Raw genomic sequence first — 23,088 nt, 5'->3', positions numbered from 1 at the left:
AGGCGTGAGTTTTGCGAGCAATTAATCAGTCACAAGGTGTCAAACAGTCTAGTTTATCTAGATTGCAATTGGCTGCGCGTGCGTTTTTTGCTGGTAAAGAGCTAATGTCGGTTTTAGCTTTGCTGCTGATTAATTCAGCCATGCTAATCAACGGTACATTAGAAGATGCTCACGGGCTAAGAAGTTTATTAAGCGAAGGTGCTTTATACGAAACACCATTACTTAATGTGTTGAGCTTTTTAGCTTACCCAGTGGTGTCTTGCCAGTTACTTATTGGTTTATGCTGGTTGGTCTTCCATTTCTTCCCTGCGCGTCGTGCAGGTGTCATTTTACGTAAAGCGGCCTTCGCAGCGCGTGAAACGATAAAGTCTTTAGTAGTACACAGCGCTCATGGCTGTCGTGCTCCTCCTCGTGTAAATGGTTGTCTGTAAATAAGCTTTGTTGCTTAAGTTCAGCCATTTTAGTCATTTGCTAAGTTGTCTTTACTAAGCACCTAGTGGGCCTTCTGCGTCCAAATTTCAGTCAGCTAACCTAATTATTCCCACATTTTAGCGTGCCGATTTTCTGTGCTCGTTACTTGGCTGGGGATGTCTGTGGCCGTTTTTTGCTACAGAGAAGCGTCGTGTACTTATCGACAAGTGTTAACTTTTAGGTTGTAGGATATTCCTTTGTCAATTCGTAACCTTTGTAATATTGCTCTAGCGTCTTTAGTGCTGGCTTTGTCTGGCTGTAAAGGCGGGGTACTTGATCCAAAAGGTCAAATTGGGGCTGACGAAAAGTATTTAATTATCGTAGCGACGGTATTAATGCTGATTGTTGTAATCCCAGTTATTGCCATGACAATTTATTTTGCATGGAAATACCGTGATGGACGAGACCAAGAAATTTATGCTCCTAAGTGGGCTCACTCAAACAAGATTGAAGCGGTTGTATGGACCATTCCGATTATTATTGTGGTTATTTTAGGTGTGATCACTTGGCAATCAACGCAAGATCTTGACCCTTATAAACCACTTGAAGGGAAGGGTGAGCACCTTACTGTAGAAGTGGTGTCTTTAAACTGGAAATGGTTATTTATTTACCCAGAGCAAGGCATTGCAACAGTGAATGAGTTGGTTTTTCCGGCTAACGTGCCTGTTCAATACAAGATCACCTCAGAAAGCACCATGAATTCATTTTTCATACCTCAGCTTGGTAGCCAAATTTACTCAATGGCAGGCATGGAAACCAAACTTCACTTGATAGCTGATGAACCAGGAACTTTTAAAGGTTTCTCTGCAAATTACAGCGGTGCTGGTTTCACGGGCATGAAGTTTAATGCCATTGCTACCCCAACCCAAGCTGATTTCGATGCATGGGTGAATAAGGTTAAAAATACAGGCTCTGCGCTTACTAAACAGACCTATGTTGAACTTGCTAAGCCAAGTGAGTACGACCCAGTTAAATACTACGCCAGTGTTGATAAAGATATGTTTCATTCAATTGTAATGAAATATATGCAAGCGCATGGCTCACACGGTGCAATGCAACACGCAATGCCAGAGCACTCAGCTCATAAAGGGCATAGCGAGGACGAGGAATAATCATGTCGTTGTTAGGTAAATTAACATTAGACGCAATCCCGTTTCATGAACCAATTATCATGGTTACCATGACGGTGGTTGCTGTCTTAGGCTTGCTAGTGGCAGGCTTAGTAACAAAATATAAAAAATGGGGCGTGCTTTGGCACGACTGGATCACCTCAATTGATCATAAGCGCTTAGGTGTGATGTACATCATTCTTGCGCTTATCATGCTTTTCCGTGGTTTCGCGGATGCCATTATGATGCGACTGCAATTAGCGATGGCTACCGGCGGTGCAAGTGGTTACTTACCACCTGAACATTACGACCAAATTTTTACGGCGCACGGGGTGATTATGATCATCTTTATGGCGATGCCGTTCATGATTGGTTTAATGAACATCATTTTACCGCTGCAAATTGGTGCCCGTGATGTTGCATTCCCATTTTTGAATAATCTAAGTTTTTGGTTAACTGCTGGTGGTGCGATACTCATTAATATTTCACTGTTTTTCGGTGAATTTGCTAAAACAGGTTGGGTTGCATATCCACCCTTGTCAGAGTTGTCATTCAGTCCGGGTGTGGGGGTCGATTATTATATATGGGCCTTGCAGATATCCGGCTTGGGTACTTTGTTAACGTCAGTTAACTTCTTAGCGACTGTATTTAAAATGCGTGCTCCTGGCATGACATTAATGAAAATGCCTATTTTTACGTGGGCTTGTACGTGGGCAAATATCTTAATTGCAGCATCGTTCCCAATTTTAACTGCTGTACTGGCAATGCTAACGCTTGATCGTTATCTCGATTTCCACTTCTTCACGAATGAATTAGGTGGTAATGCGATGATGTACATCAACTTATTCTGGGCATGGGGCCACCCTGAGGTTTACATTCTGATCTTACCTGCGTTTGGTATTTTCTCAGAAGTTATCTCTACGTTTGCTGGTAAACGCCTGTTTGGTTATAAGTCGATGGTTTACGCAAGCGGTGCGATTTCGATTTTAGGTTTCATCGTTTGGCTTCATCACTTCTTTACTATGGGCTCAAGCGCTAATGTGAATGCCTTCTTTGGTGTGATGACCATGGTCATTGCAGTACCGACGGGTGTGAAACTCTTCAACTGGTTATTCACTATGTATCGTGGTCGTTTACGTATTACGGTGCCAGTGCTTTGGACTTTAGGTTTTATGGTGACTTTCACTATCGGTGGTATGACCGGCGTGTTACTTGCCATTCCTGGTGCTGACTACGTATTACATAACAGCTTATTCTTAATCGCTCACTTCCATAACACTATTATTGGTGGTGCGGTATTTGGTTATTTAGCGGGTTTTGCGTTTTGGTTCCCTAAAGCAATGGGCTTCAAACTTGACGAGAGCTGGGGCAGAAGATCTTTCTGGTGCTGGTTAATTGGTTTCTTCGTGGCATTCATGCCGTTATATGTACTTGGTTTCTTAGGTATGACACGTCGCTTAAACCACACTAACAACCCTGATTGGAACATTTGGCTATACATTGCAGCTGGCGGTGCAGTGATCATTATGTTCGGTATCTTATTCCAAGTTGTGCAACTGGTAGTGAGCTTCAAAAACCGCGAGCAACTCGATGATACAACGGGTGATCCGTGGAAGGGTCATACGCTTGAGTGGGCATCTGCATCACCTCCGCAGTACTACAACTTTGCAAAAATCCCTCATGTTGATGATATCGATGCATGGACAGACATGAAAGAAAAAGGCCTAGCTTACAAGCAAGAAGCTTCTTATAGCCCAATTCACATGCCAAAAAATACCTCTGCTGGCGTGTTAATGAGTGGTGCATTAACAACCTTTTGTTTTGCCATGATTTGGCATATTTGGTGGCTTGCAGCCTTTGGTTTACTGGGCGCTATCGCGGTATTTATCAAACGTTGTTATACGGCGGATGTTGATTACTACGTGCAACCAGATGAAATTGTTGAACTTGAAACGGCGCACAATACCGCCGCGACTAAAGGGGTGAATGCATGAGTTCTATCACTGCTGATTTAAACACCTTAGATAATACTCAAGGTCATGTTGATGCACATGACCATGAGCATCACGATACGGGTGGCAACACGGTTTTCGGTTTTTGGTTGTACTTAATGACCGACTGCTTATTGTTTGCTTCTTTCTTTGCAACCTATGCCGTACTGTTTATGAACACAGCCGGTGGCGTGTCTGGCAAAGATATTTTTGAACTTGATTTTGTTGCGGTTGAAACCGCGGCACTCCTACTTAGTAGTATTACCTTTGGTTTTGCGATGATCTCTGCGCATTCGCAGAAGAAGGCCGCTACGTTAACTTGGTTGCTGGTTACCTTTGCCTTTGGTGCCGTATTTATTGGTATGGAAGTATATGAATTCCATCACCTAATTGCGCACGGTAATGGCCCACAACAAAGTGCCTTTTTAACCTCGTTTTTCTCTTTAGTGGGCTTACATGGTCTGCATGTGACGGCAGGTTTAATTTGGATGACAATCATGATGATCGAAGTTTTACGTCGTGGTTTAAACCCGCAAACAGTGACACGCCTAAGTTGTTTAAGCCTGTTTTGGCATTTCTTAGATGTGGTGTGGATCTGTGTATTTACCGTTGTTTATTTAATGGGAGCAATGTAATGAGTCACAGTGAATCACATGTCATTAATAATCTAGAAGTACACGCACATAACGCGCAATCACATGGCAGTATCAAAGACTATTTAGTTGGCTTTGTGTTGTCGGTGATTTTAACGGCTATTCCATTTTGGGCTGTAATCAGTGGGTCGTTTTCAAAACCAGCCACCGTATGGTGCATTGTGACGATGGCGGTTGTGCAAATTTGGGTGCATTTAAAGTACTTCTTGCATTTAAGTTTTAAAACTGAAGACGGCAAGGCCAGCTCATTGTCATTTATCTTCAGCGCTATCATTATCGTAATGGTGGTTGGTTTGTCGGTGTGGATCATCTACGAATCGAACGCCATGATGATGTACTAATAACAATTACTTTGTAATTGATTAAAGAGTTTACGAAAGGAGCTGGTTAGTTTGAGGTTGTGTCTCCAGTTCTTACAGTCTGTTACTAGCTAGTTTCTTTCGTAATTTTGCGTTTGTGCGAAATATTAGAGGAGTCGAGGAAGTGTTTCGACGTTATTTAAATGTCACTAAACCTGGCATTATCATGGGCAACTTAATCTCCGTCGCGGGAGGATTCTTGCTAGCCTCTCGTGGTGATGTTGACCCATGGTTAATGATCGCGACCTTGCTAGGGTTATCTTTAGTCGTAGCATCTGGATGCGCAATCAATAATGTCATTGATCGTGATATTGATGTTGCTATGGCGCGCACTCGCAAACGCGTCACAGTCACTGGCGAAATGTCAGCAAAGGCGGCTATGACACATGGCATCGTGCTTGGTGTTTTTGGTTTCTCATTATTAGCAGTGTATACCAACGTAGTGGCACTCTTATTTGCTACGTTTGGTTACGTCATTTATGTTGGTGTATACAGCTTATATATGAAACGTCGTTCTGTGTACGGCACCTTTGTAGGAAGTTTATCGGGCGCAGTTCCACCTGTGGTGGGCTATTGTGCGGTAACTGGGCAGTTTGATGCTGGTGCTGTGATTTTATTGGTAATGTTCAGTTTATGGCAAATGCCTCATTCATATGCAATTGCAATCTTTCGTTATAACGACTACCAAGCGGCCAGAATTCCTGTGCTACCTGTAGCGCAAGGGATTGAGAAGGCAAAGCATCACATTGTTTTATATATCGCCGTGTATGCGTTGGTTGTGATGTTATTAACCATTAGTGGTTATACAGGTTTAGCTTTTATGGCTGTGGCTTGTACAACGAGTTTTTGGTGGTTGCTAATGGCGCTTCGTGGCTATCGTCGCAATATTGATGTAAGCGGCTGGGCGCGCCAAGTGTTTGCTTTTTCGATAGTAAATATTACGGTTTTGAGTATAGCGATGGCTTTAGATTACCATTCGGTAGCTCCACAGCTACTTGTTTTAACTTAGAAAAAAGTTGCTAACATATCCCAATGTTACAGTAGCAAAGGCCCGGTTTTTTCTCCACCGGGCCTTTTTTCGTTATTGTTTTTGTAACAATTTTAATGCTTGAAAGCCACTTCCTTTAGTCTCTCCATTCATTCTATAAAAGTATGAGTAATTGTATAAAGTACTGTTATTGTATTCCCCTAGGTACTCAAGACTTCTAAAAAACACACCGCCATCTTCTGTCGCTTCAGACTCACTTATACATGACTCATATGAAGAAGCGGATGGACAAGAGAAGTTGTGGATCACAAGTATTCGATTATTTTTGATTGTCCAAAAATTGTCTGTTTCTAACTCTGTATTGAGCTCTGGTAAGTCTCCAGTTGTTGAGCTAGAAAATAGTGAGCGTTCATCCTCTGTAAAAGCAAAAAAACTTTTACTATCAGAGTTTGATAAGCTTGGGTCGATATATAAACCTATAACATCTTCATACTTAATTGTATTGGAGCTGTTAACTTCACTGAACAGTGAGCCTTGATAGAAGCCTTGATTATTTTGAGCTAAAAAAATATCACCATTAGCTTTTTGGAAAAACTTGGCTGAGTAATTGTTATTATCATAACTATAACTCAATTTTTCACCGTCATTGTTGATGGTTAAAACGGTTTCTATTTTTTCAGCTTGATGAGGAAAATAAGAGGTAACAGAAAACTCTGTCTGAGTATTTACCTTAAAGACTGGATTTGCCCTCAAAGTGCCATCTTCAGTTTCAAACTCTGATGAGAGTAACCGTCCAGTATATATACTTCCTGAGTTAAGGTCAGGAACTGATATAGGCGCTATCTTTTCTTGTATTATTAAGTTGGTTTGGTTGCTTAAAGCTTTGTCCAATCCTCGAAAGTCTTCAGTATTGAATGTACCAAGATCGGTTAATAGAGCTGCGCTGTGTGATTGCTCTGCAAAGAAAAATTTATCATCCGAGTAAAGTATGTCAATTGCATTTATAGTCACAGCTAATTCTAGAGCTTCATATAGCCCCGTTTTCATGTTATGGAAATTAACTTGGAAAAGCTGTGAGTTGCTATCAGCAGTTATTTGATTATTAGATAGCTTGCCAGTAACTTTTACAGATCTAGAAAAGCTACCATTTCCAGTATCAACTTTTAAATCGCTGTATAAGTGACTATCGCTATCAACTACGCTAATATTTTCAGAAGGGTAGCTTCCTTCATCAGTTAAGTAACTAGGTGTTACTGCGGCTAAATCTTGTACGTGTAGGTTTAGAACGTGTTCTTCAGTTTCGTTTTTGAAGTGTACACGCAGACTTTCATTATCGGACGCAACAACGGTAAGATCTGAAATATTACAGTAAGAATAGCACACTCCGCTGTCATATCGCGTTAGTGCTATATCACCTTCGCTGCTTACTTGGTAATCAAAGCTTGTTAGTTCATTATTTAATATGTGGGCGCCAGCATTATTTTGACCGAATATAAACTTAGTCTTTTCATCACTTGTAGACCAAATGCCAGCAAGCTCACTTGAGGTAAGTTTTATTTTTTGCCACTTACTAGGATCGTCGTTGATTGTGATAGTTAATTGATAATCCTTACTAGCGTGGCCGTCAGATAGTGTTGCCTGAAATGTGTATTCACCAATATCAAAAAAATCTGGTTCAACTTTTAATGTGGCCTCTGTGCCATTAGTGGTTAATGTTAACCATTCAGGTTGATTTGCAATGGCTAGTGTGAGTGTATCATTATCATCATCTTTCATATCTAGTGTGAATGATGCTGATGACATTGCTTTAGTTTCTAGGGTGAGTTGACCTATTAAAGAAGGGGGATTATTTGTAGCTTCTTGCTGTTGCGTTGAATCATCAGAAGAACCACCTCCACAGCCTGCTAAGACAAGTGAAAGGGTAGTTATTAATAATTTTTTCATATTTACTTCCTTTTTTGTAAGCAAGTAGTCTAATCGTTTTCTGAAAATTCATCAATAAAATTAATGTGTTAAATGGTTGTGGTGACTGGTGGTAATCTCTTGTATGTTTATTTAATGTTAGAACTGAGCAGCTTGCTCTACTACTATGCCATGGCGAGCGGCAAGACGACGGTGATCTTTGTCATAGCCACCACCAATTACCGTTGCGACAGGTATATTGCGCTCTAGGCAACGCTTAAGGACTAAATGGTCGCGTTGCGCTATCCCTTGCCAGCTTATATCAAGTTTTCCTAATCCATCCTCTTGCCATACATCAACACCTGCATCATAAAGCACTAAATCTGGGTTAAGGGTGTTTAATAAATAACTCAGCGTATCGTCAACAACGCCTAAGTATTCACTATCCGCCACATTGGGTGCTAATCCTATGTCTAAATCGCTGGCTGATTTGCGAAACGGAAAATTCTTTTCGCAGTGGATAGAGCAGGTATAGGCATAGGGCTGATGCGCAAGCATTGCTGCGGTACCATCACCTTGGTGAACGTCTAAATCAAAAATAAGTATATTGGTGACTTCACCACTTTTTATTAGGGTTTCGCTGGTAAACGCCAAGTCGTTTACCATGCAGTAGCCGGATCCAAAATCAGTATGAGCATGGTGGGTGCCTCCTGCTAGATGGCATGCTATACCATGCTTCAAGGCAAGACGCGCCGTTTGCAAGGTGCCAAGTGGGGCGGTAAAAGTACGCGCCATGAGTTGCTCAGACCAAGGCAGGCCGATACGGCGCATTGCTTTTTCGTCAAGGCGGTTATGCCAAAGGTCATAAATATAATTATCGCAATGTACTAGTTCGAGTGGTTCTGGCGTGCCTAACTTTGGTTGGACTAAATTACTATTAATAAGACCAAGGCTTTTTACATGTTCATATAAGTATGCAAATTTGCTCATTACAAAGCGATGCTTCGGATCGAAGTTAAATGAGTAATTAGGATGATAGACGATAGGTAAGTGTGGATTTAAATTCATTGAATACAGCACAGCCAGTTTTTAACTATGGTAATAAAGTTACCTTTAATAGTCTATTCGGGTATATGTATCAGCATAGTTAGCTCTCGGTGTAATAGGTCATCGTCTCCAAGGTTTAGCTCTACTAACCGCTTTAAGTGAGTGATGCTATCAATATCGATATGAACACAGTGTAAGCCTAAATGAAACGGCTCAATATGCCTGATTTCAACAGACATATTAATAGTGACTTGGCTTTCTGGCAGCGAGAAAGTAAGTTCTGCCAGCGCATTTTTATCAGCCAAGAGCTTATCAGGAAGGCTTACCAGTGCCCCATTTAAAGATATATCGAGTAATTCACAATTGTATGTGTGTTCATTCATAACCAATGTTGCTGGTGTAGAAAACAAGATACGCGAATACTTACGGCGATTTTTCATAATAACCCTTAGCGATGCTTAAGCTTAGAGTATAGTCAATCACTCACGAGTTTGGCGGCATTGCCATGAAGTTTTTTATCGTCGGGGTCTGATGTGGTGGTTAGCCAAATAACTTGGCCTTGTTTATTGATAAAAAGCGTTGTGGGTGTTCCTTTTACGCCAAGTTGTTGCACAATCAGATCTGCCTTTATTGCTGTTTTAAAATGATGCCCTCTGTTTATTAAAGATTGCTGAGGTGCTGCATCATCGTCTTCACGAAAGCTAACACCTATCACGCGAAGGCCGTGACGTTTATATTGTTGATGAATTTTCTCAAGCCCAGGTTGAAGCTTTTTACAGTATGGGCACCACGTTGCCCAAAAGTGAAGAATATAAGGCGTGCCAAGTAATTCAGCCGTTTTAAGCTGGCTCCCATCAGCCATTTCAAGCGTGAGAGGAGGAAGTTGTATGGGGTTTTCAAGTTCAGATGCAAAGGTGCTATTTATAAAGTATGAAAACAGTAGAATAAGTGCTAGCAGGTGTTTCATGAGATTAGTTCTTTTTTAAAGTTGGTACTTTAATAAGAACTAAATGCAAACATTTTTCTTTCAAAATAAAAAGCCCTGCGTGTGCAGGGCTCTGATAATGATAGCTTAAGTATCAATTAACCTATTTTTTTGTATTTAATACGCTTAGGTTGCGCCGCTTCTGCGCCTAAGGTTTTCTTCAACCACTCTTCGTATTCTGTGTAGTTACCATCGAAGAAGTTAATTTGACCTTCGTCACGGTAATCAAGAATATGTGTAGCAATACGGTCAAGGAACCAACGGTCATGCGAGATACACATTACACAGCCAGGGAACTCTAAAATAGCGTTCTCAAGTGCACGTAGTGTTTCAACGTCTAGGTCATTGGTTGGCTCATCCAGTAGTAATACGTTACCACCTGCTTTTAATAGCTTAGCTAGGTGTAAACGGTTGCGCTCACCACCTGATAAGTCTTTAACGAACTTTTGTTGGTCGTTACCTTTGAAGTTAAAGCGGCCAACATAGGCACGGCTTGGGAATTCAAAGTTACCAATTTTCAATACGTCTTGACCGTTAGAGATTTCTTGGAAAACCGTGTTGTTCTCGTCCATGTCACCACGGAACTGATCAACCGTTGCAAGTTCAACGGTTTCACCCACAATGATCTCACCGCTATCTGGCGTTTCTTCACCACTTAGCATTTTGAATAGCGTCGATTTACCCGCACCATTGGCACCGATAATACCTACGATAGCGCCTTTCGGCATTGCAAAGTTTAGGTCATCGATTAATACGCGATCGCCAAAGCTCTTCTTCAGGCCTTTCACTTCGATAACTTGGTCACCTAAGCGTGGACCCGGTGGAATGAATAGTTCATTCGTTTCGTTACGCTTTTGGTAATCGTTTTGCTGTAGCTCAGAGAACTGTGCCATACGTGCTTTAGACTTAGCTTGACGGCCTTTCGGGTTTGAACGAACCCATTCAAGTTCTTGTGCGATTGATTTTTGACGTGCTTTTTCAGATTTCTGTTCTTGTTGTAAACGTAAATCTTTTTGCTCAAGCCACGATGAGTAGTTACCTTCCCAAGGAATACCTTCACCACGGTCAAGCTCTAAAATCCAACCTGCTACGTTATCTAAGAAGTAACGGTCGTGGGTTACAGCAACCACGGTACCTTCGTAGTCGTGTAAGAAGCGTTCTAACCAAGCAACTGACTCAGCGTCTAAGTGGTTAGTCGGTTCGTCAAGAATAAGCATATCTGGTTTTTCAAGTAGTAAACGGCAGATCGCAACACGGCGACGCTCACCACCCGAAAGGTGTTCAATTTTTGCATCCCAAGGTGGTAGGCGTAATGCATCAGCTGCACGCTCTAACACGTTATCAATATTGTGACCATCGTGTGCTTGGATGATAGCTTCAAGTTCACCTTGCTCTTTCGCAAGTGCATCGAAGTCAGCACCGTCCATTGCATACTCGTTGTATACTTCATCAAGACGATTTAATGCATTTTTAACTTCGCTTACCGCTTCTTCTACTGTTTCGCGAACTGTTTTGTTCTCGTCTAGCTGCGGTTCTTGCGGTAAGTAACCGATTTTAGTGCCTGGTTGAGGGCGAGCTTCACCTTCAAAGTCTTGGTCAACACCGGCCATAATGCGCAGTAACGTTGATTTACCTGCACCGTTTAGACCTAGCACACCAATTTTTGCGCCTGGGAAAAAGTGTAAAGAAATATCTTTTAAGATAGTGCGCTTAGGTGGCACAACCTTAGATACTCGACTCATCGAGAATATAAACTTGTCTGGTAACACCATGAAAGAAGCCTTCAATTTATAATAAAAATTAACAGCAAGTATTGTATACCCAAACTACCTCAAAATACAGAATTCAGCGTTTATGATAGGCTTAATATCAAGGTGTTATTTACTCAAAGAGTCATACATTTTAATTAATGACCACTCAGAAATATCACTTCATTTGGACATCTAAACATCTAGAGGTTGAAATTTCTAACTATCCGTTCATAATTAGCAGTCAGATAAGTATGCTCGGAGCCAGCTATGCCCATTACAGTAAAAGATGAATTGCCAGCCATTGCAAAATTACGCCAAGAAAACGTGTTTGTAATGCCAAAAAGTCGCGCGAAAACGCAAGAGATACGCCCAATGCGTTTGGCCATCTTAAACTTAATGCCAAACAAGGTTGAAACCGAAGTGCAGTTTATTCGCTTGTTAGCTAATTCACCGCTACAAGTTAATGTTGAGCTGTTGCGCTTAGATACTCACCGCACCAGTAGTAACTCTGAGCAGCACATGGATACGTTTTATCGTTATTTTTCAGAAGTGAAAGATAATAACTACGATGCCATGATTATAACAGGCGCGCCGCTTGCTCATTTAGAGTATGACGAAGTTGCTTACTGGGACGAACTAAAAGTTATTTTAGATTGGGCAGAGCAGCATGTTACGTCTACGCTGTTTTCGTGTTGGGCGGCCCATGCCGGGCTTTATCATCACTATGGCCTTAAGCGCGAACTTAAACCAAATAAATTAAGCGGTGTATTTACCCATAAAAGTTATTTTGACCATGCAGCACTTACCCGTGGTTTTGATGATACCTTTTTAGTGCCGCATTCTCGCTATGGTCATATTGATATCGACAAGATCACTGCTTGCGACGATTTGGTGGTGTTAGCTGGATCTGAGCGAGTAGGCGCCTACTTAATTAAAAATAAATCAGGCAGCCAAGTGTATATTACTGGCCATCCAGAGTACGATGCCCATACCTTAAAAGGGGAGTATTTACGCGACCAAGAAAAATCAGCGGATGCGCCTAAGCCAGAAAACTACTTCCCTGACGATAACCCAGACAACGAACCGTCGAAAACGTGGCAAAGTCATGCCTTTTTATTGTTTTCGAATTGGTTAAACTATTATGTGTACCAAACTACACCGTATGATATTAACTTAGTTAGCCAAGATGTAAGGACTAACAACTATGCCGAGTAATGCAGTGAATAAACGCGAACAATTAACCGAGGCGCTAAAACAGCGAATTTTAATCCTCGATGGCGCGATGGGCACCATGATCCAAGAATATAAATTAGAAGAACAGGATTATCGCGGTGAGCGCTTTAAAGACTGGCATGTACTTATTAAAGGCAATAACGATTTATTAAGCCTAACTCAGCCAAAAATCATTGCTGATATTCACCGTGCTTACTTAGAAGCCGGTGCCGATATCATCGAAACGAATACCTTTAATGCCACGACCATTTCGATGGAAGATTACGATATGGCGAGCCTTAGCCGCGAAATCAACCTCGAGTCAGCGAAGCTTGCACGCAGCGTGTGTGATGAACTTGAAGCAAAAGATCCTAGCAAACCGCGTTATGTTGCCGGTGTACTTGGGCCAACGTCAAAAACCTGTTCTATTTCACCAGATGTAAATGACCCAGGTTATCGTAATATCAACTTTGATAAGCTGGTAGCGGCGTATGTTGAGTCAACACTGGCATTAATGGAAGGTGGTGCTGACCTTATTTTAATAGAAACCATCTTTGATACCCTTAATGCAAAAGCGGCTTCGTTCGCTGTAGAGGAAGCATTCGAGCAAGCTGGTCGTAGTTTACCTGTGATGATCTCAGGCACCATTACCGATGCCTCTGGTCGTACTTTATCAGGACAAACAACCGAAGCATTTTATAACTCAATTCGCCATATTAAACCGCTCTCAATCGGCCTTAACTGCGCCCTTGGCCCTGACTTACTGCGTCAATATGTTGAAGAGCTATCGCGTGTCTGTGAAACCTTTACCTCGGTGCATCCCAATGCAGGTTTACCGAATGAGTTTGGTGAATATGATTTAGAAGCCCCTGAGATGGCCAAAGAAATTATCGATTGGGGCAAGTCTGGCTTTATCAATATTGTAGGTGGTTGTTGTGGCACCACACCGGCTCATATTAAGGCGTTTGCGAAAGGCCTTGAAGGTGTTAAACCTCGCCAATTACCTGAGCTTGAAGTGCGTATGCGCTTATCGGGCCTTGAAGCGTGTAACTTAAACTAGGAAACCGACATGACTGACCAAATTGCTGTATTTACTAACGTCGGTGAGCGTACCAATGTAACAGGCTCGGCTAAGTTTAAGCGCTTGATCATGGAAGAAGATTACGAGACCGCTCTCGATGTTGCCCGTGAACAAGTAGAAAATGGCGCGCAAGTGATTGATATCAATATGGATGAAGCCATGTTGGACTCGAAAGCGGCGATGGTAAAGTTTTTAAACTTAATTGCCTCAGAGCCTGATATCTCAAAAGTACCTATCATGGTCGACTCATCTAAATGGGAGGTGATTGAAGCGGGCTTAAAATGTATTCAAGGCAAAGCCATTGTTAACTCAATTTCACTTAAAGAAGGTGAAGAGCCATTCATCCGCCAAGCTAAGCTAATTAAGCGCTTTGGTGCTGCTGCGGTTGTAATGGCGTTTGATGAAACTGGGCAAGCAGAAACTGCTGATCGTAAGTTCGAGATTTGTCAGCGCAGTTATAAAATACTCGTTGATGATATTGGCTTTCCTCCAGAAGACATTATTTTTGACCCGAACATTTTTGCTGTCGCAACGGGCATTGAAGAGCACGATAACTACGCGGTTGAGTTTATCGAAGGTACGCGTCGAATTAAGCAAGGCTTACCGCACTGTAAAGTGTCGGGCGGTGTATCGAATGTGTCGTTCTCGTTCCGTGGTAACAACCCAGTACGTGAGGCTATTCACTCTGTGTTTTTATACCACGCGATTAAAGCGGGTATGGACATGGGCATTGTAAATGCGGGTCAATTAGCGGTTTACGACGATATTCCCGAAGAGCTGCGCAAAGCTGTAGAAGATGTGATCCTCAATACCGACCCTGGTGCCGGTGAGCGACTTGTTGAACTTGCACCAAAGTACTCAGGTATGGCGCAAGCAGAGAAAGTTGAAGATTTAGAATGGCGTACATGGCCTGTTGAAAAGCGCCTAGAACATGCGTTAGTAAAAGGCATTACCGAATACATCGATGAAGATACCGAAGAGTGCCGCAAGAGCAAAGCTAAGCCTATCGAAGTGATCGAAGGGCCGCTTATGGACGGCATGAACGTTGTAGGTGACTTATTTGGCGCGGGTAAAATGTTCTTACCTCAGGTTGTTAAGTCTGCTCGTGTAATGAAGCGCGCCGTTGCCTATCTTGACCCTTTCATTGAAGCCGAAAAAGAAGAGGGCGCAACCAATGGTAAAGTGGTTATGGCAACCGTTAAGGGCGACGTACACGACATTGGTAAGAATATAGTAGGCGTTGTACTGCAATGTAATAACTACGAGGTTATTGACCTTGGTGTGATGGTGCCGGCAGAGAAAATTTTGCAAACCGCCATTGACGAAAAAGCCGACATTATTGGTTTATCAGGACTTATTACCCCATCACTTGATGAAATGGTGCATGTTGCTAAAGAAATGACCCGTCGTGGTTTTGAATTACCGCTACTGATTGGTGGTGCAACAACCTCTAAAGCGCATACCGCGGTTAAAATTGAGCCTCAGTATGATAAAGGTGTGGTTTATGTCAATAATGCCAGCCGCGCTGTAGGTGTGGTTTCTAATTTATTGTCGAAAGAGTTAAAGCCGGCATTTTTAGAGAAAACCAAGGCTGAGTATGAAAAAGTACGTGAACAACAAGCGCGTAAAAAGCCGCGCTCAAAACCCGTTACTTTACAGCGTGCTCGTGACAACGCAGTAAAACTGGATTGGGACAACTACACGCCACCTGTGCCGAAAAAGCTTGGTGTGACTGAATTTAAAGATGTTTCGATTGCGACGTTAAGACAGTACATCGACTGGACACCTTATTTCATGACGTGGTCAATCGCTGGTAAGTACCCACGTATTCTTGAAGATGAAATTGTGGGTGAACAGGCTAAAAGCTTATTCGCTGATGCCAACGCAATGCTTGATGAGCTTGAGCAATCAGGTGCGCTACAACCTCTAGGTGTCATTGGTTTATTCCCTGCAAACCGAGTAGGGGATGACATTGAGATTTACACCGATGAGTCGCGTACAACGCTTTTAACTACATCGTGTCATTTACGTCAGCAAACTGAAAAAACCGACTTTGCTAACTACTGTTTAGCTGATTATATAGCGCCTAAAGGCACCCCTGATTACTTTGGTGCGTTTGCGGTTACCGGTGGTCTTGAAGAAGACGACCTTGCCGATGCCTTTGATGCTAAGCAAGATGATTATAATAAGATCATGGTTAAAGCCGTTGCAGACCGTTTGGCTGAGGCATTTGCAGAGTACTTACATGAGCAAGTGCGTAAAGAGTATTGGGGCTATGCGGTAGATGAAAACCTATCGAACGATGAACTTATTCGTGAAAACTACCAAGGTATTCGCCCAGCGCCAGGCTATCCGGCCTGTCCTGAACATACAGAGAAGAAGAAAATCTGGCAGTTACTTGATACAGAGCAACGTATTGGCATGAAACTAACCAGTTCATATGCAATGTGGCCTGGGGCGGCGGTATCAGGTTGGTATTTCTCTCATCCTGAAGCTAAATACTACGCGGTGGCGCAAATTCAACAAGATCAGGTTGAAGATTACGCAAAGCGTACCAACATGACACTTGCCGAAGCTGAGTGTTGGTTGTCGCCTAATTTAGGCTACGAGCCAGAATAGTAAACAGCCGAGTATGTAAATACTCGGCTTTTTTATTGTGCTTAGATTTGCATGATAGAGTCTTAATTTGAGGGAGTGGTGCTAGAGCCGATACTCTAAGGCGATACTTAATTGTGAATAAGGCTAAGTACCTAACTTTAACTTTCGTACTTTAAATCTCGTACGATGCATCAGGTTAATCCTTCTAACGGATGAGGTTAAACTTTGTAAAGCTTTTCCGTAACTTCATCTCGTTTAATCACTTTCGTTGTTATGAGTTATCTCTACTCTCCATTGATTCAAGCCATAAATTCATTCTTTCTTGTTCATCACACACCGCTTTTTCAAGGTATCGCTCAGAACCATCGAGAAAATACTTGGCGGTGACCTTATTTATTATCCAACGATTGTCTTCTCGATTAAATGAAATGTAGTAATCAAGAGGGACTCCGCTGGTATTGGTACCGCTTACTAATAAACACCCATCTTTATCATCAATTGACTCTTTAGTATCAATTATTTTGGTAATTTCTGTGGGGAATTTTGCTAGAGGATCAACAAATGCTGTTTTATCAGTTATGGATCTTGCTTCCACTAAAGCCTCCCAGAGCTCTTTTTTTAGTAAAGTTTGCTCTCTAGGGGTGCCGTACAGGGATTTATATTTATTGAAGGAATCGAGCAAGTCATTATTATGCAAAGTATTATTACTTGAACTGCAGCCAAATAAAAAAGTGCTTAATATGAAAAGTAAATATCTCATTAAACTTAGGTGTGAAAATATTAATTTAAACGTCATCTAATTCTAACTTATAAATCTAGATTAGCTTTTTTAAAATAGAAAGCACCACACCAATAAACTGATGTGATGCTAGGGGAGGCATAAAAATTAAAAAGGTGATTCAGGGTAAGCGGTTTTGCTTTGTGTGCCTGTTAGTCTGTGCAGTAACTGTTTTTGTCTGGCTAATAATAAACCTGAGCGTTCGTTAAGTGCCTGACAGTGCTTTGATTTAATGACTAACTGCTGCATTAATGTTTGTGTTGTTTGTTTGATTTCTTTTGGCAACTTTTCAACTAACATCATTAAGCCTTCTTTACCTTGTGCAAGCCCTAAACTTTGTAAATAGCTATCACGGCTTAGATGGTTTTTATCTAAAGATTGTAAAACAGCAGACATCTTGGCGTTGTGCTGTTGTAATGTTGTATCTCGTTCGCTTAGAAGCACATACTGTTGTTCAAGTGCACTAATGAGTGAATCAAGCTTGCGTACATCGTGTTGTAGGCTTTCAATAAACTGCTTAATGCTGTTTATGGTCATTTTTTATGAAACTCTAGTAGGGCATTGATTAATGTATCTTGGTCAAGTGACAGCTCACCATTCGCAATAGCGGCTTTTACTTTTGCTACTTTTTCAAAGTCAACATCAGGCTTTGACGCTAAGTCTTCAAAGGTATTATCGATTGTTTTACTAAGCGAACTAATTTGCTCTGCGCTTGCTTGCTTGTTTGCCGCTGTGTGAGATTTTTTACTGATATCTTGACTGCCCGAATCAATAAAGTTGTTCACTTTTGCAGCTTGCTCAACATGACTACTGCTACCTTTGTTGTTTATGTTCATTATCAATCCCCAATTAATTTTCTACTAATTTTGTAAAGCGACCCAATTTATCGATTTCTTAAATTTATTTTTAAATTTATAAAAGTGTTGCTTTTACAACCCCTTTATCAATCACTTGGCCTTCAACAATTTTACCAGAACTGAGGTTTTTTACTTTGATCATTTGGCCTTTAATCCCTTCCTCAAGTGCAATTGCTTTTACACTTGCAGTAAAGGAGCTTGTGCTGATGAGAAGTTTTATATGCTGCTCTTTATTGACTAGGTAGTTATTTTCGAGCTGTCTGCGAGTGACTAAATCGCCTTGCTTGATGTTTCTTTTAACTGTCATTCCAATCAATTCATTTGTGCTCGTTTCCATACCGTAAACGTGTTTTGCAATGTTAATGGAGTCATAGTTTAGTAACTCATTGCTTAACACTTCGCCGCGTTGTAAGTCACGTTTAGCAACGACTAAATTGAGCCACAGATCAACTTTTGCGGTGGCTCTAAATTGCCAAATGGGATCTGCACAGCTGACGGTCAGACGAATTCTACCTGCGGGAATGGAATTGGGTTTTACCCTGTTTATTGATAACTGATCACAGCTAAGCTCTTTTGCTGCAGCTGGAATGTATAACGCAATTTTTTTTTGCTGACCTTGCTTGTTTATGCTGCCTAAGTAATGAGTTATTTCGCTATTTATATACTGTTTAATCTCTTTTTGAAAATTGCTTGCTAAGACATTAGCTGAAAATAATAAGGAAATAATTCCAAAAAAGAGGAAAAAAGCACCATTCCGTATCGGAAGTATTGCTTCCGCTTTTACGTGCCTTAGATTGAATTTGTTACAGTAACTCATTGAAAAATATGTCTTATAAAATTTGGCATAAAGGTTGTTAATAGCCTTATACCGAATTCAAAATGTGCAAACGAGCATACAAGACGTAGTCAGTTGAGGCAACAATGGCATTATTTGATAAAGCGTTAGGCGTACACCCATTTGCTATGCAGTTGAGAATAGACAGAGCTGAGGTTATCGCAAGTAACCTAGCAAATGTCGATACCCCAAATTTTAAAGCAAGAGATGTGGATTACCAGCAAATTTTGGGCGATGTCGCAGCGAGTATGGAGCATAACAATGATGTAGGCTTTGCGGGAATTACTGCCAATGAGCTGATGTATCGTGTGCCGTATCAAGCATCCAGTGACGGTAATACCGTAGAGCTCAATGTCGAGCAGGCAAAATTCTCTAACAACAGTATGGATTTTCAGACCAGTATGACCTTTCTAAACATGAAAATCAGTGGCCTGCATAAAGTAATCAAAGGAAATTAATAATGTCTTTTAATTCTATTTATGACATTAGTGGCAGTGCAATGCGTGCTCAAGTCATGCGCTTAGATACCATTGCTTCTAACCTTGCTAATGCTGACACGGCGGCGTCTACCGAAGAGGGCGCGTATAAGGCGCTTAAGCCGGTTTTTTCTGCCATGTATAAAGACTCTTTTGATCAGCAAAATGTGGCAGCTGCTGTCAATACCATGGGTGTGACAGAGTCTAATCGTACTGTTGAGCAACGTTATGAGCCTAACAACCCACTTGCCAATGATGATGGCTATGTCTTTTATTCAAACGTCAATGTACTTGAAGAAATGGCAGACATGATGTCAGCAAGTCGTAGTTATCAAACATCCGTTGATGTTATGTCGCGTGTTAACAGCATGCAGCAAAGCATTCTTAAATTAGGACAGTAGCACCATGGATATCGCAAATACCACACAAAGCAATAACAATGCTGCCAATGTAAGCTCAAGTATTTCAGGGAATGTTAACTCGGCAGAAGAAATGTCGACCATGTTTTTAGAGTTGCTGGTGGCACAGATCAGTAATCAGAATCCGTTACAACCTATGGACGGAACCGAATACGTTAGCCAACTAGCTGAATTCTCAAATGTTGAATCATTGCAAAGTATAAAAAATAACACCAGCGCGAGTTTAGATAACAGTAGCAGTATGTTAGTCCTTGAAGCGACTAACTTAGTTGGTGAAACAGTGACAGTGCCAGCGGATGTGGTTGCCTTAGAAAAAGAGGGTAAAGTGTCGGGTCTTGTTAACTTATCAACACCTGCTGATTCAGTCACTGTGCAACTTTATGACAGTAATGGCCAGTTAGTTGAAGAAAAACAGTTGGCATACAGTGGTGTGGGTTCTTTGAATTTTGAATTTGATGAACAAGATGCGGGTGGCTATTCGATTAATGCTTTTTCGACAACCAATGGTGTTTCACAACGCCTGACACCTTGGCTAAATGGTGAAGTAGAGCGCGTCTCTGTGGGTAGCAGCAGCGACGATATTTTATTGCAAGTTGATGGCTTAGGTAATTTTGCCTTAACCGATATTAATCAAGTTGCCTAGACTAAAGAGGAATAATTATGTCTATGTTTAATATAGGTTTAAGCGGCCTTAAAAGCACTCAAACAGGGTTAGAAGTAACAAGTAATAATATCGCTAACTCATCAACTTCTGGTTATAAAACCGGTAATACAGAATTTGCCGCAGTTTATAATGGTGGTAGTCGTGGTGGTGTGCGTGTTTCAGATATCAAAGAAGACTTTGTAACTGGTGGTGATATTGTTAGAACAGGTAACGCACTCGATATTGCAATTGATGGTCAAGGTTTTTTTGCTATCTCTGAAGGTAACCGTATTGCTTATACGCAAGCAGGGCAATTTACCCTAGATAACGAGCTTAATATTGTTAATGCAAATGGGGCAAAGCTGCAAGGTTATGGCGTGAGTGATGCTGATGCGGCTGGCGAAGCTGAGATCATCCCAGGTGTGTTAACGGACCTTAAAGTACAAGGTGCGAACATTCCAGCTGTCGCAACTGATGCAATCGATTTTCATGGCAACTTAAGCTCAGCCAGCGACATTATTTCTTATCCTGTAGCACCGAATAATTTTGATCCTACCGATGGCACACAGTATAACTTTTCACAGTTAACAGAAGTATTCGATTCGCAAGGTAACAGTCATGTATTGACTCAATACTTCAATCATACAGCTGATAACCAATGGCAAGTAATGTACTTTATGGATGGTTCACCACTACCTGCAAGTGCACTTGGTACCCCCGCAGGGGCTGTGACTGATACTCAGGATGTTGTTGTAGATGGCAATGTTGTCACAGCAGGTGTTGTTAATATTACCTTTGATGCCGATGGGCAAATGCAACCGCTTGATCCAGGCTTTACGCCTCCTGCGCCGCCAGCACAAGAAGATGACAACGTTCTTGACCCTTATAGTCAACGTGAAATTACCATGACTTTCCCTGTTGGTGGCGGTGCTGCGCCAATGTCTTTAACGCTGGATATGGCAAAAACAACGCAGTTTGGTACTAATTTTAATATTCTTGAAAATGATGCCAGTGGCTATTCAGCAGGCACTTTCTCAGGTTTATCAGTTGAAGAAGATGGCAAAATTTTCGCCACATTCACTAACGGAGAATCTAAGCTTCAAGGGCAGGTTGTACTTGCTTCGTTTGCAAACACAAATGGTTTAGAAGCGGGTGATAATACGGTTTGGTATGAAACCCGTGACTCTGGAGGTGCCTCATACAGTGAGCCAGATAGTGGCACAGTTGGCGGATTAATCGCAGGTGCGTATGTTGGCTCTAATGTTGATATCAGTGAGCAGTTAGTCGGCTTAATGTCGTTCCAACAGAACTACCAAGCAAATGCGAAAACCATCAGTAGTGCTGATGAAATGATGCAAATTTTATTTAGTAATACTTAAGGTTTCATCTTATGGAAAAGTTAATTTATACCGCTGTCTCAGGGGCTGAACTAAACAATACAGCCTTAAAAGTAACAGCCAATAACTTAGCCAATGTAAGCACCGCAGGTTTTAAGGCTGATTTAGAGCAAGCGCAATCAATGCAAGTTACAGGCAGTGGGTTTCGCACTCGTTATCACGCACAAATGTTGCCAGTCACTACCGATTTATCAGCGGGTCCTATGATGGACACTGGCAGAAAACTGGATGTTGCTCTTAGCGATGGTGGTTTTTTAGAAGTGATTGATGACAATGGCGAACCTGCTTATACGCGCTCTGGCAACCTTGAAATTGATGCAGATGGTTTCTTAACCGTAAACAATCGCCGTGTGCAAAGCAATATCGGTGATATTCAGTTAGGGGATTTTGCAGAGTTAGAAATTGCTCCTGACGGTATCATTAATGTGGTTCCGCTCGGTGGTGGTGTTATCGCTGAAGAAGCACAAATTAAACTTGCTAGTACCGGTGATGAAGGTGCGGTGATGGTTAAAGGGCGTGATGGTTTATTTCGTGCTGAGAACCTCGAGCCGCTAGACATGGATGAAGCTATTCGTTTGCGTACAGGTGTACTGGAAGGGTCGAATGTGAATGCGGTTCAAGAAATGATTAAAACAATGAATATTAGCCGCCAATTTGAAATGAATATCAACATGATGAAAGCAGCTGATGAACTGGCAAACAGTGGTAATAAGCTGGTTAGCGGTCGCGGTTAGGATGTGGAGTGAATAATGAATTCAGCATTATGGGTAAGTAAAACAGGGTTAGCAGCGCAAGACTTGCGTATGACCACAATTTCAAACAACTTAGCGAATGTGAGCACGGCTGGTTTCAAAAAAGACCGTGCCGTATTTGAAGACCTATTCTACCAAGTACAGAAGCAACCAGGCGCACAAGCAGATGACTTGAATCAGTTACCGTCGGGTATTCAGGTGGGAACTGGGGTGCGTATTAATGGTACGCAAAAGCAATTTACTGAAGGAAGCTTTGAGACAAGCAGCAATCAATTAGATGTTGCGATTGCAGGGCAAGGCTTTTTTCAAATTGAAAGCCCAGATGGTGAGCTACTTTACACGCGCAATGGTCAATTCCAATTAAATTCAGAGTCTTTATTGGTAAATGGTAACGGCTTACCGCTTGCGCAAAATATCGCCCTACCAGAGGGGACAACTAAAGTCACTATCGGTCGCGATGGTACAGTGAGTGCAGTTGTTGATAATGGCGTTGAGCCAATTGAATTGGGTCAGTTACTAACGGTTAATTTTGCAAACCCTGCTGGCCTAGAGAGCTTAGGTGGTAATCTTTACCGTGAAACAGCAGCCTCAGGTGAAGCCATTGAAGGTGTGCCAGGTGAAGAAGCATTTGGTGAATTACAGCAATTTACCATTGAAGGTTCGAATGTCAGTGTTGTTGATGAAATGGTAAGTATGATTGCGGTACAGCGCGCGTACGAAATGAACGCTAAGGTCGTATCTGCAGCTGACGAAATGTTGCGTTTCATTAATCAGAATGTGTGAT

24 protein-coding genes are annotated in these 23,088 nt (G+C 41.7%); 15 read left to right on the top strand and 9 right to left on the bottom strand.

What is annotated here, in order from left to right; translation table 11 throughout:
* Positions 1 to 11 precede the first annotated feature (11 nt).
* The 6 genes from L3V38_RS12650 to cyoE all read left to right on the top strand — a co-directional run bounded on the left by L3V38_RS12650 (position 12) and on the right by cyoE (position 5,592).
* Positions 12 to 431, top strand: coding sequence for a hypothetical protein (locus L3V38_RS12650; protein WP_237119630.1), 420 nt, complete (start codon positions 12 to 14; stop codon positions 429 to 431).
* Between the two features lie 237 nt (positions 432 to 668).
* Complete coding sequence (cyoA, locus tag L3V38_RS12645) at positions 669 to 1,583, top strand: ubiquinol oxidase subunit II (RefSeq protein WP_130151029.1); 915 nt, start codon at positions 669 to 671, stop codon at positions 1,581 to 1,583.
* Positions 1,584 to 1,585: 2 nt separating this feature from the next.
* Positions 1,586 to 3,574: a cytochrome o ubiquinol oxidase subunit I gene (cyoB, locus tag L3V38_RS12640; RefSeq protein ID WP_237119629.1), complete on the top strand. Its 1,989-nt coding sequence runs from the start codon at positions 1,586 to 1,588 to the stop codon at positions 3,572 to 3,574.
* Positions 3,571 to 4,206 carry a cytochrome o ubiquinol oxidase subunit III gene (cyoC, locus tag L3V38_RS12635; RefSeq protein WP_193988422.1) on the top strand — a complete coding sequence of 212 codons (636 nt, stop codon included), beginning with the start codon at positions 3,571 to 3,573 and terminating at the stop codon, positions 4,204 to 4,206. The genes cyoB and cyoC overlap by 4 nt, the downstream gene beginning before the upstream one ends.
* Positions 4,206 to 4,565, top strand: a complete 360-nt coding sequence (gene cyoD / locus L3V38_RS12630) for a cytochrome o ubiquinol oxidase subunit IV (protein ID WP_237119628.1) — start codon at positions 4,206 to 4,208, stop codon at positions 4,563 to 4,565. Before cyoC ends, cyoD begins: the two co-directional genes overlap by 1 nt.
* Positions 4,566 to 4,707: 142 nt before the next feature.
* Positions 4,708 to 5,592, top strand: a complete 885-nt coding sequence (cyoE, locus tag L3V38_RS12625; protein WP_130151033.1) for a heme o synthase — start codon at positions 4,708 to 4,710, stop codon at positions 5,590 to 5,592.
* Positions 5,593 to 5,664: 72 nt separating this feature from the next.
* On the opposite strand, the gene L3V38_RS12620 is transcribed toward cyoE, so the two are convergent.
* The 5 genes from L3V38_RS12620 to ettA form a co-directional block, all read right to left on the bottom strand.
* Entirely contained in the window at positions 5,665 to 7,515 is a 1,851-nt protein-coding gene (locus L3V38_RS12620) for a hypothetical protein (protein WP_237119627.1), read from the bottom strand.
* 117 nt (positions 7,516 to 7,632) lie between these two features.
* A complete protein-coding gene (locus tag L3V38_RS12615) occupies positions 7,633 to 8,541 on the bottom strand; it encodes a histone deacetylase (protein WP_237119626.1) in 909 nt (302 codons plus the stop codon).
* Between the two features lie 53 nt (positions 8,542 to 8,594).
* Positions 8,595 to 8,960, bottom strand: a complete 366-nt coding sequence (locus L3V38_RS12610; RefSeq protein ID WP_237119625.1) for a PilZ domain-containing protein — start codon at positions 8,958 to 8,960, stop codon at positions 8,595 to 8,597.
* Between the two features lie 35 nt (positions 8,961 to 8,995).
* The gene (locus tag L3V38_RS12605) at positions 8,996 to 9,487 is read right to left on the bottom strand and encodes a TlpA disulfide reductase family protein (protein WP_237119624.1); all 492 of its coding nucleotides are present in this window, start codon (positions 9,485 to 9,487) and stop codon (positions 8,996 to 8,998) included.
* A 116-nt stretch (positions 9,488 to 9,603) separates the two neighbouring features.
* Positions 9,604 to 11,277, bottom strand: coding sequence for an energy-dependent translational throttle protein EttA (gene ettA, locus L3V38_RS12600; protein ID WP_237119623.1), 1,674 nt, complete (start codon positions 11,275 to 11,277; stop codon positions 9,604 to 9,606).
* Between the two features lie 246 nt (positions 11,278 to 11,523).
* On the opposite strand from ettA, the gene metA reads away from it, so the two are divergent.
* From metA to metH, 3 genes are read left to right on the top strand one after another with little or no spacing between them, the layout of a single operon-like run.
* Positions 11,524 to 12,471 carry a homoserine O-succinyltransferase gene (gene metA / locus L3V38_RS12595; protein ID WP_105181396.1) on the top strand — a complete coding sequence of 316 codons (948 nt, stop codon included), beginning with the start codon at positions 11,524 to 11,526 and terminating at the stop codon, positions 12,469 to 12,471.
* A complete protein-coding gene (locus L3V38_RS12590) occupies positions 12,461 to 13,528 on the top strand; it encodes a homocysteine S-methyltransferase family protein (RefSeq protein ID WP_058586491.1) in 1,068 nt (355 codons plus the stop codon). Before metA ends, L3V38_RS12590 begins: the two co-directional genes overlap by 11 nt.
* 9 nt (positions 13,529 to 13,537) lie before the next feature.
* Complete coding sequence (gene metH, locus L3V38_RS12585) at positions 13,538 to 16,168, top strand: methionine synthase (RefSeq protein ID WP_237119622.1); 2,631 nt, start codon at positions 13,538 to 13,540, stop codon at positions 16,166 to 16,168.
* Positions 16,169 to 16,418: 250 nt separating this feature from the next.
* Here the strand turns inward: metH and L3V38_RS12580 are convergent, their stop codons facing one another.
* From L3V38_RS12580 to flgA, 4 genes are all read right to left on the bottom strand, one after another.
* Complete coding sequence (locus L3V38_RS12580) at positions 16,419 to 16,943, bottom strand: hypothetical protein (RefSeq protein ID WP_237119621.1); 525 nt, start codon at positions 16,941 to 16,943, stop codon at positions 16,419 to 16,421.
* 90 nt (positions 16,944 to 17,033) lie between these two features.
* Entirely contained in the window at positions 17,034 to 17,462 is a 429-nt protein-coding gene (gene flgN, locus L3V38_RS12575) for a flagellar export chaperone FlgN (RefSeq protein WP_228074417.1), read from the bottom strand.
* On the bottom strand, positions 17,459 to 17,761 hold the full coding sequence (gene flgM, locus L3V38_RS12570; protein ID WP_237119620.1) for a flagellar biosynthesis anti-sigma factor FlgM: 303 nt from the start codon (positions 17,759 to 17,761) through the stop codon (positions 17,459 to 17,461). The genes flgN and flgM overlap by 4 nt, the downstream gene beginning before the upstream one ends.
* Before the next feature lie 76 nt (positions 17,762 to 17,837).
* Positions 17,838 to 18,599 carry a flagellar basal body P-ring formation chaperone FlgA gene (flgA, locus tag L3V38_RS12565; protein WP_237119619.1) on the bottom strand — a complete coding sequence of 254 codons (762 nt, stop codon included), beginning with the start codon at positions 18,597 to 18,599 and terminating at the stop codon, positions 17,838 to 17,840.
* Positions 18,600 to 18,703: 104 nt separating this feature from the next.
* Between flgA and flgB the strand changes: the two genes are divergently transcribed.
* The 6 genes from flgB to flgG are packed head-to-tail and all read left to right on the top strand — an operon-like array spanning position 18,704 to position 23,087.
* Complete coding sequence (gene flgB, locus L3V38_RS12560; protein WP_062570290.1) at positions 18,704 to 19,075, top strand: flagellar basal body rod protein FlgB; 372 nt, start codon at positions 18,704 to 18,706, stop codon at positions 19,073 to 19,075.
* Positions 19,076 to 19,077: 2 nt separating this feature from the next.
* Positions 19,078 to 19,494 (top strand): flagellar basal body rod protein FlgC, encoded by a 417-nt coding sequence (gene flgC, locus L3V38_RS12555; protein WP_062570291.1) that lies wholly within the window; start codon positions 19,078 to 19,080, stop codon positions 19,492 to 19,494.
* A 4-nt stretch (positions 19,495 to 19,498) separates the two neighbouring features.
* Positions 19,499 to 20,155, top strand: coding sequence for a flagellar hook capping FlgD N-terminal domain-containing protein (locus L3V38_RS12550; protein ID WP_193988435.1), 657 nt, complete (start codon positions 19,499 to 19,501; stop codon positions 20,153 to 20,155).
* A 17-nt stretch (positions 20,156 to 20,172) separates the two neighbouring features.
* Complete coding sequence (locus L3V38_RS12545; RefSeq protein WP_130151044.1) at positions 20,173 to 21,534, top strand: flagellar hook-basal body complex protein; 1,362 nt, start codon at positions 20,173 to 20,175, stop codon at positions 21,532 to 21,534.
* An 11-nt stretch (positions 21,535 to 21,545) separates the two neighbouring features.
* Positions 21,546 to 22,286: a flagellar basal body rod protein FlgF gene (flgF, locus tag L3V38_RS12540; protein WP_062570294.1), complete on the top strand. Its 741-nt coding sequence runs from the start codon at positions 21,546 to 21,548 to the stop codon at positions 22,284 to 22,286.
* Between the two features lie 15 nt (positions 22,287 to 22,301).
* On the top strand, positions 22,302 to 23,087 hold the full coding sequence (flgG, locus tag L3V38_RS12535; RefSeq protein WP_062570295.1) for a flagellar basal-body rod protein FlgG: 786 nt from the start codon (positions 22,302 to 22,304) through the stop codon (positions 23,085 to 23,087).
* Position 23,088 lies beyond the last annotated feature (1 nt).

The sequence above is a fragment of the Pseudoalteromonas sp. L1 genome (assembly GCF_021728095.1).
Taxonomy (GTDB): domain Bacteria; phylum Pseudomonadota; class Gammaproteobacteria; order Enterobacterales; family Alteromonadaceae; genus Pseudoalteromonas.
The sequence above is the reverse complement of the archived record's forward strand: the minus strand, read 5'-3'. Positions and strand labels throughout refer to the sequence as shown.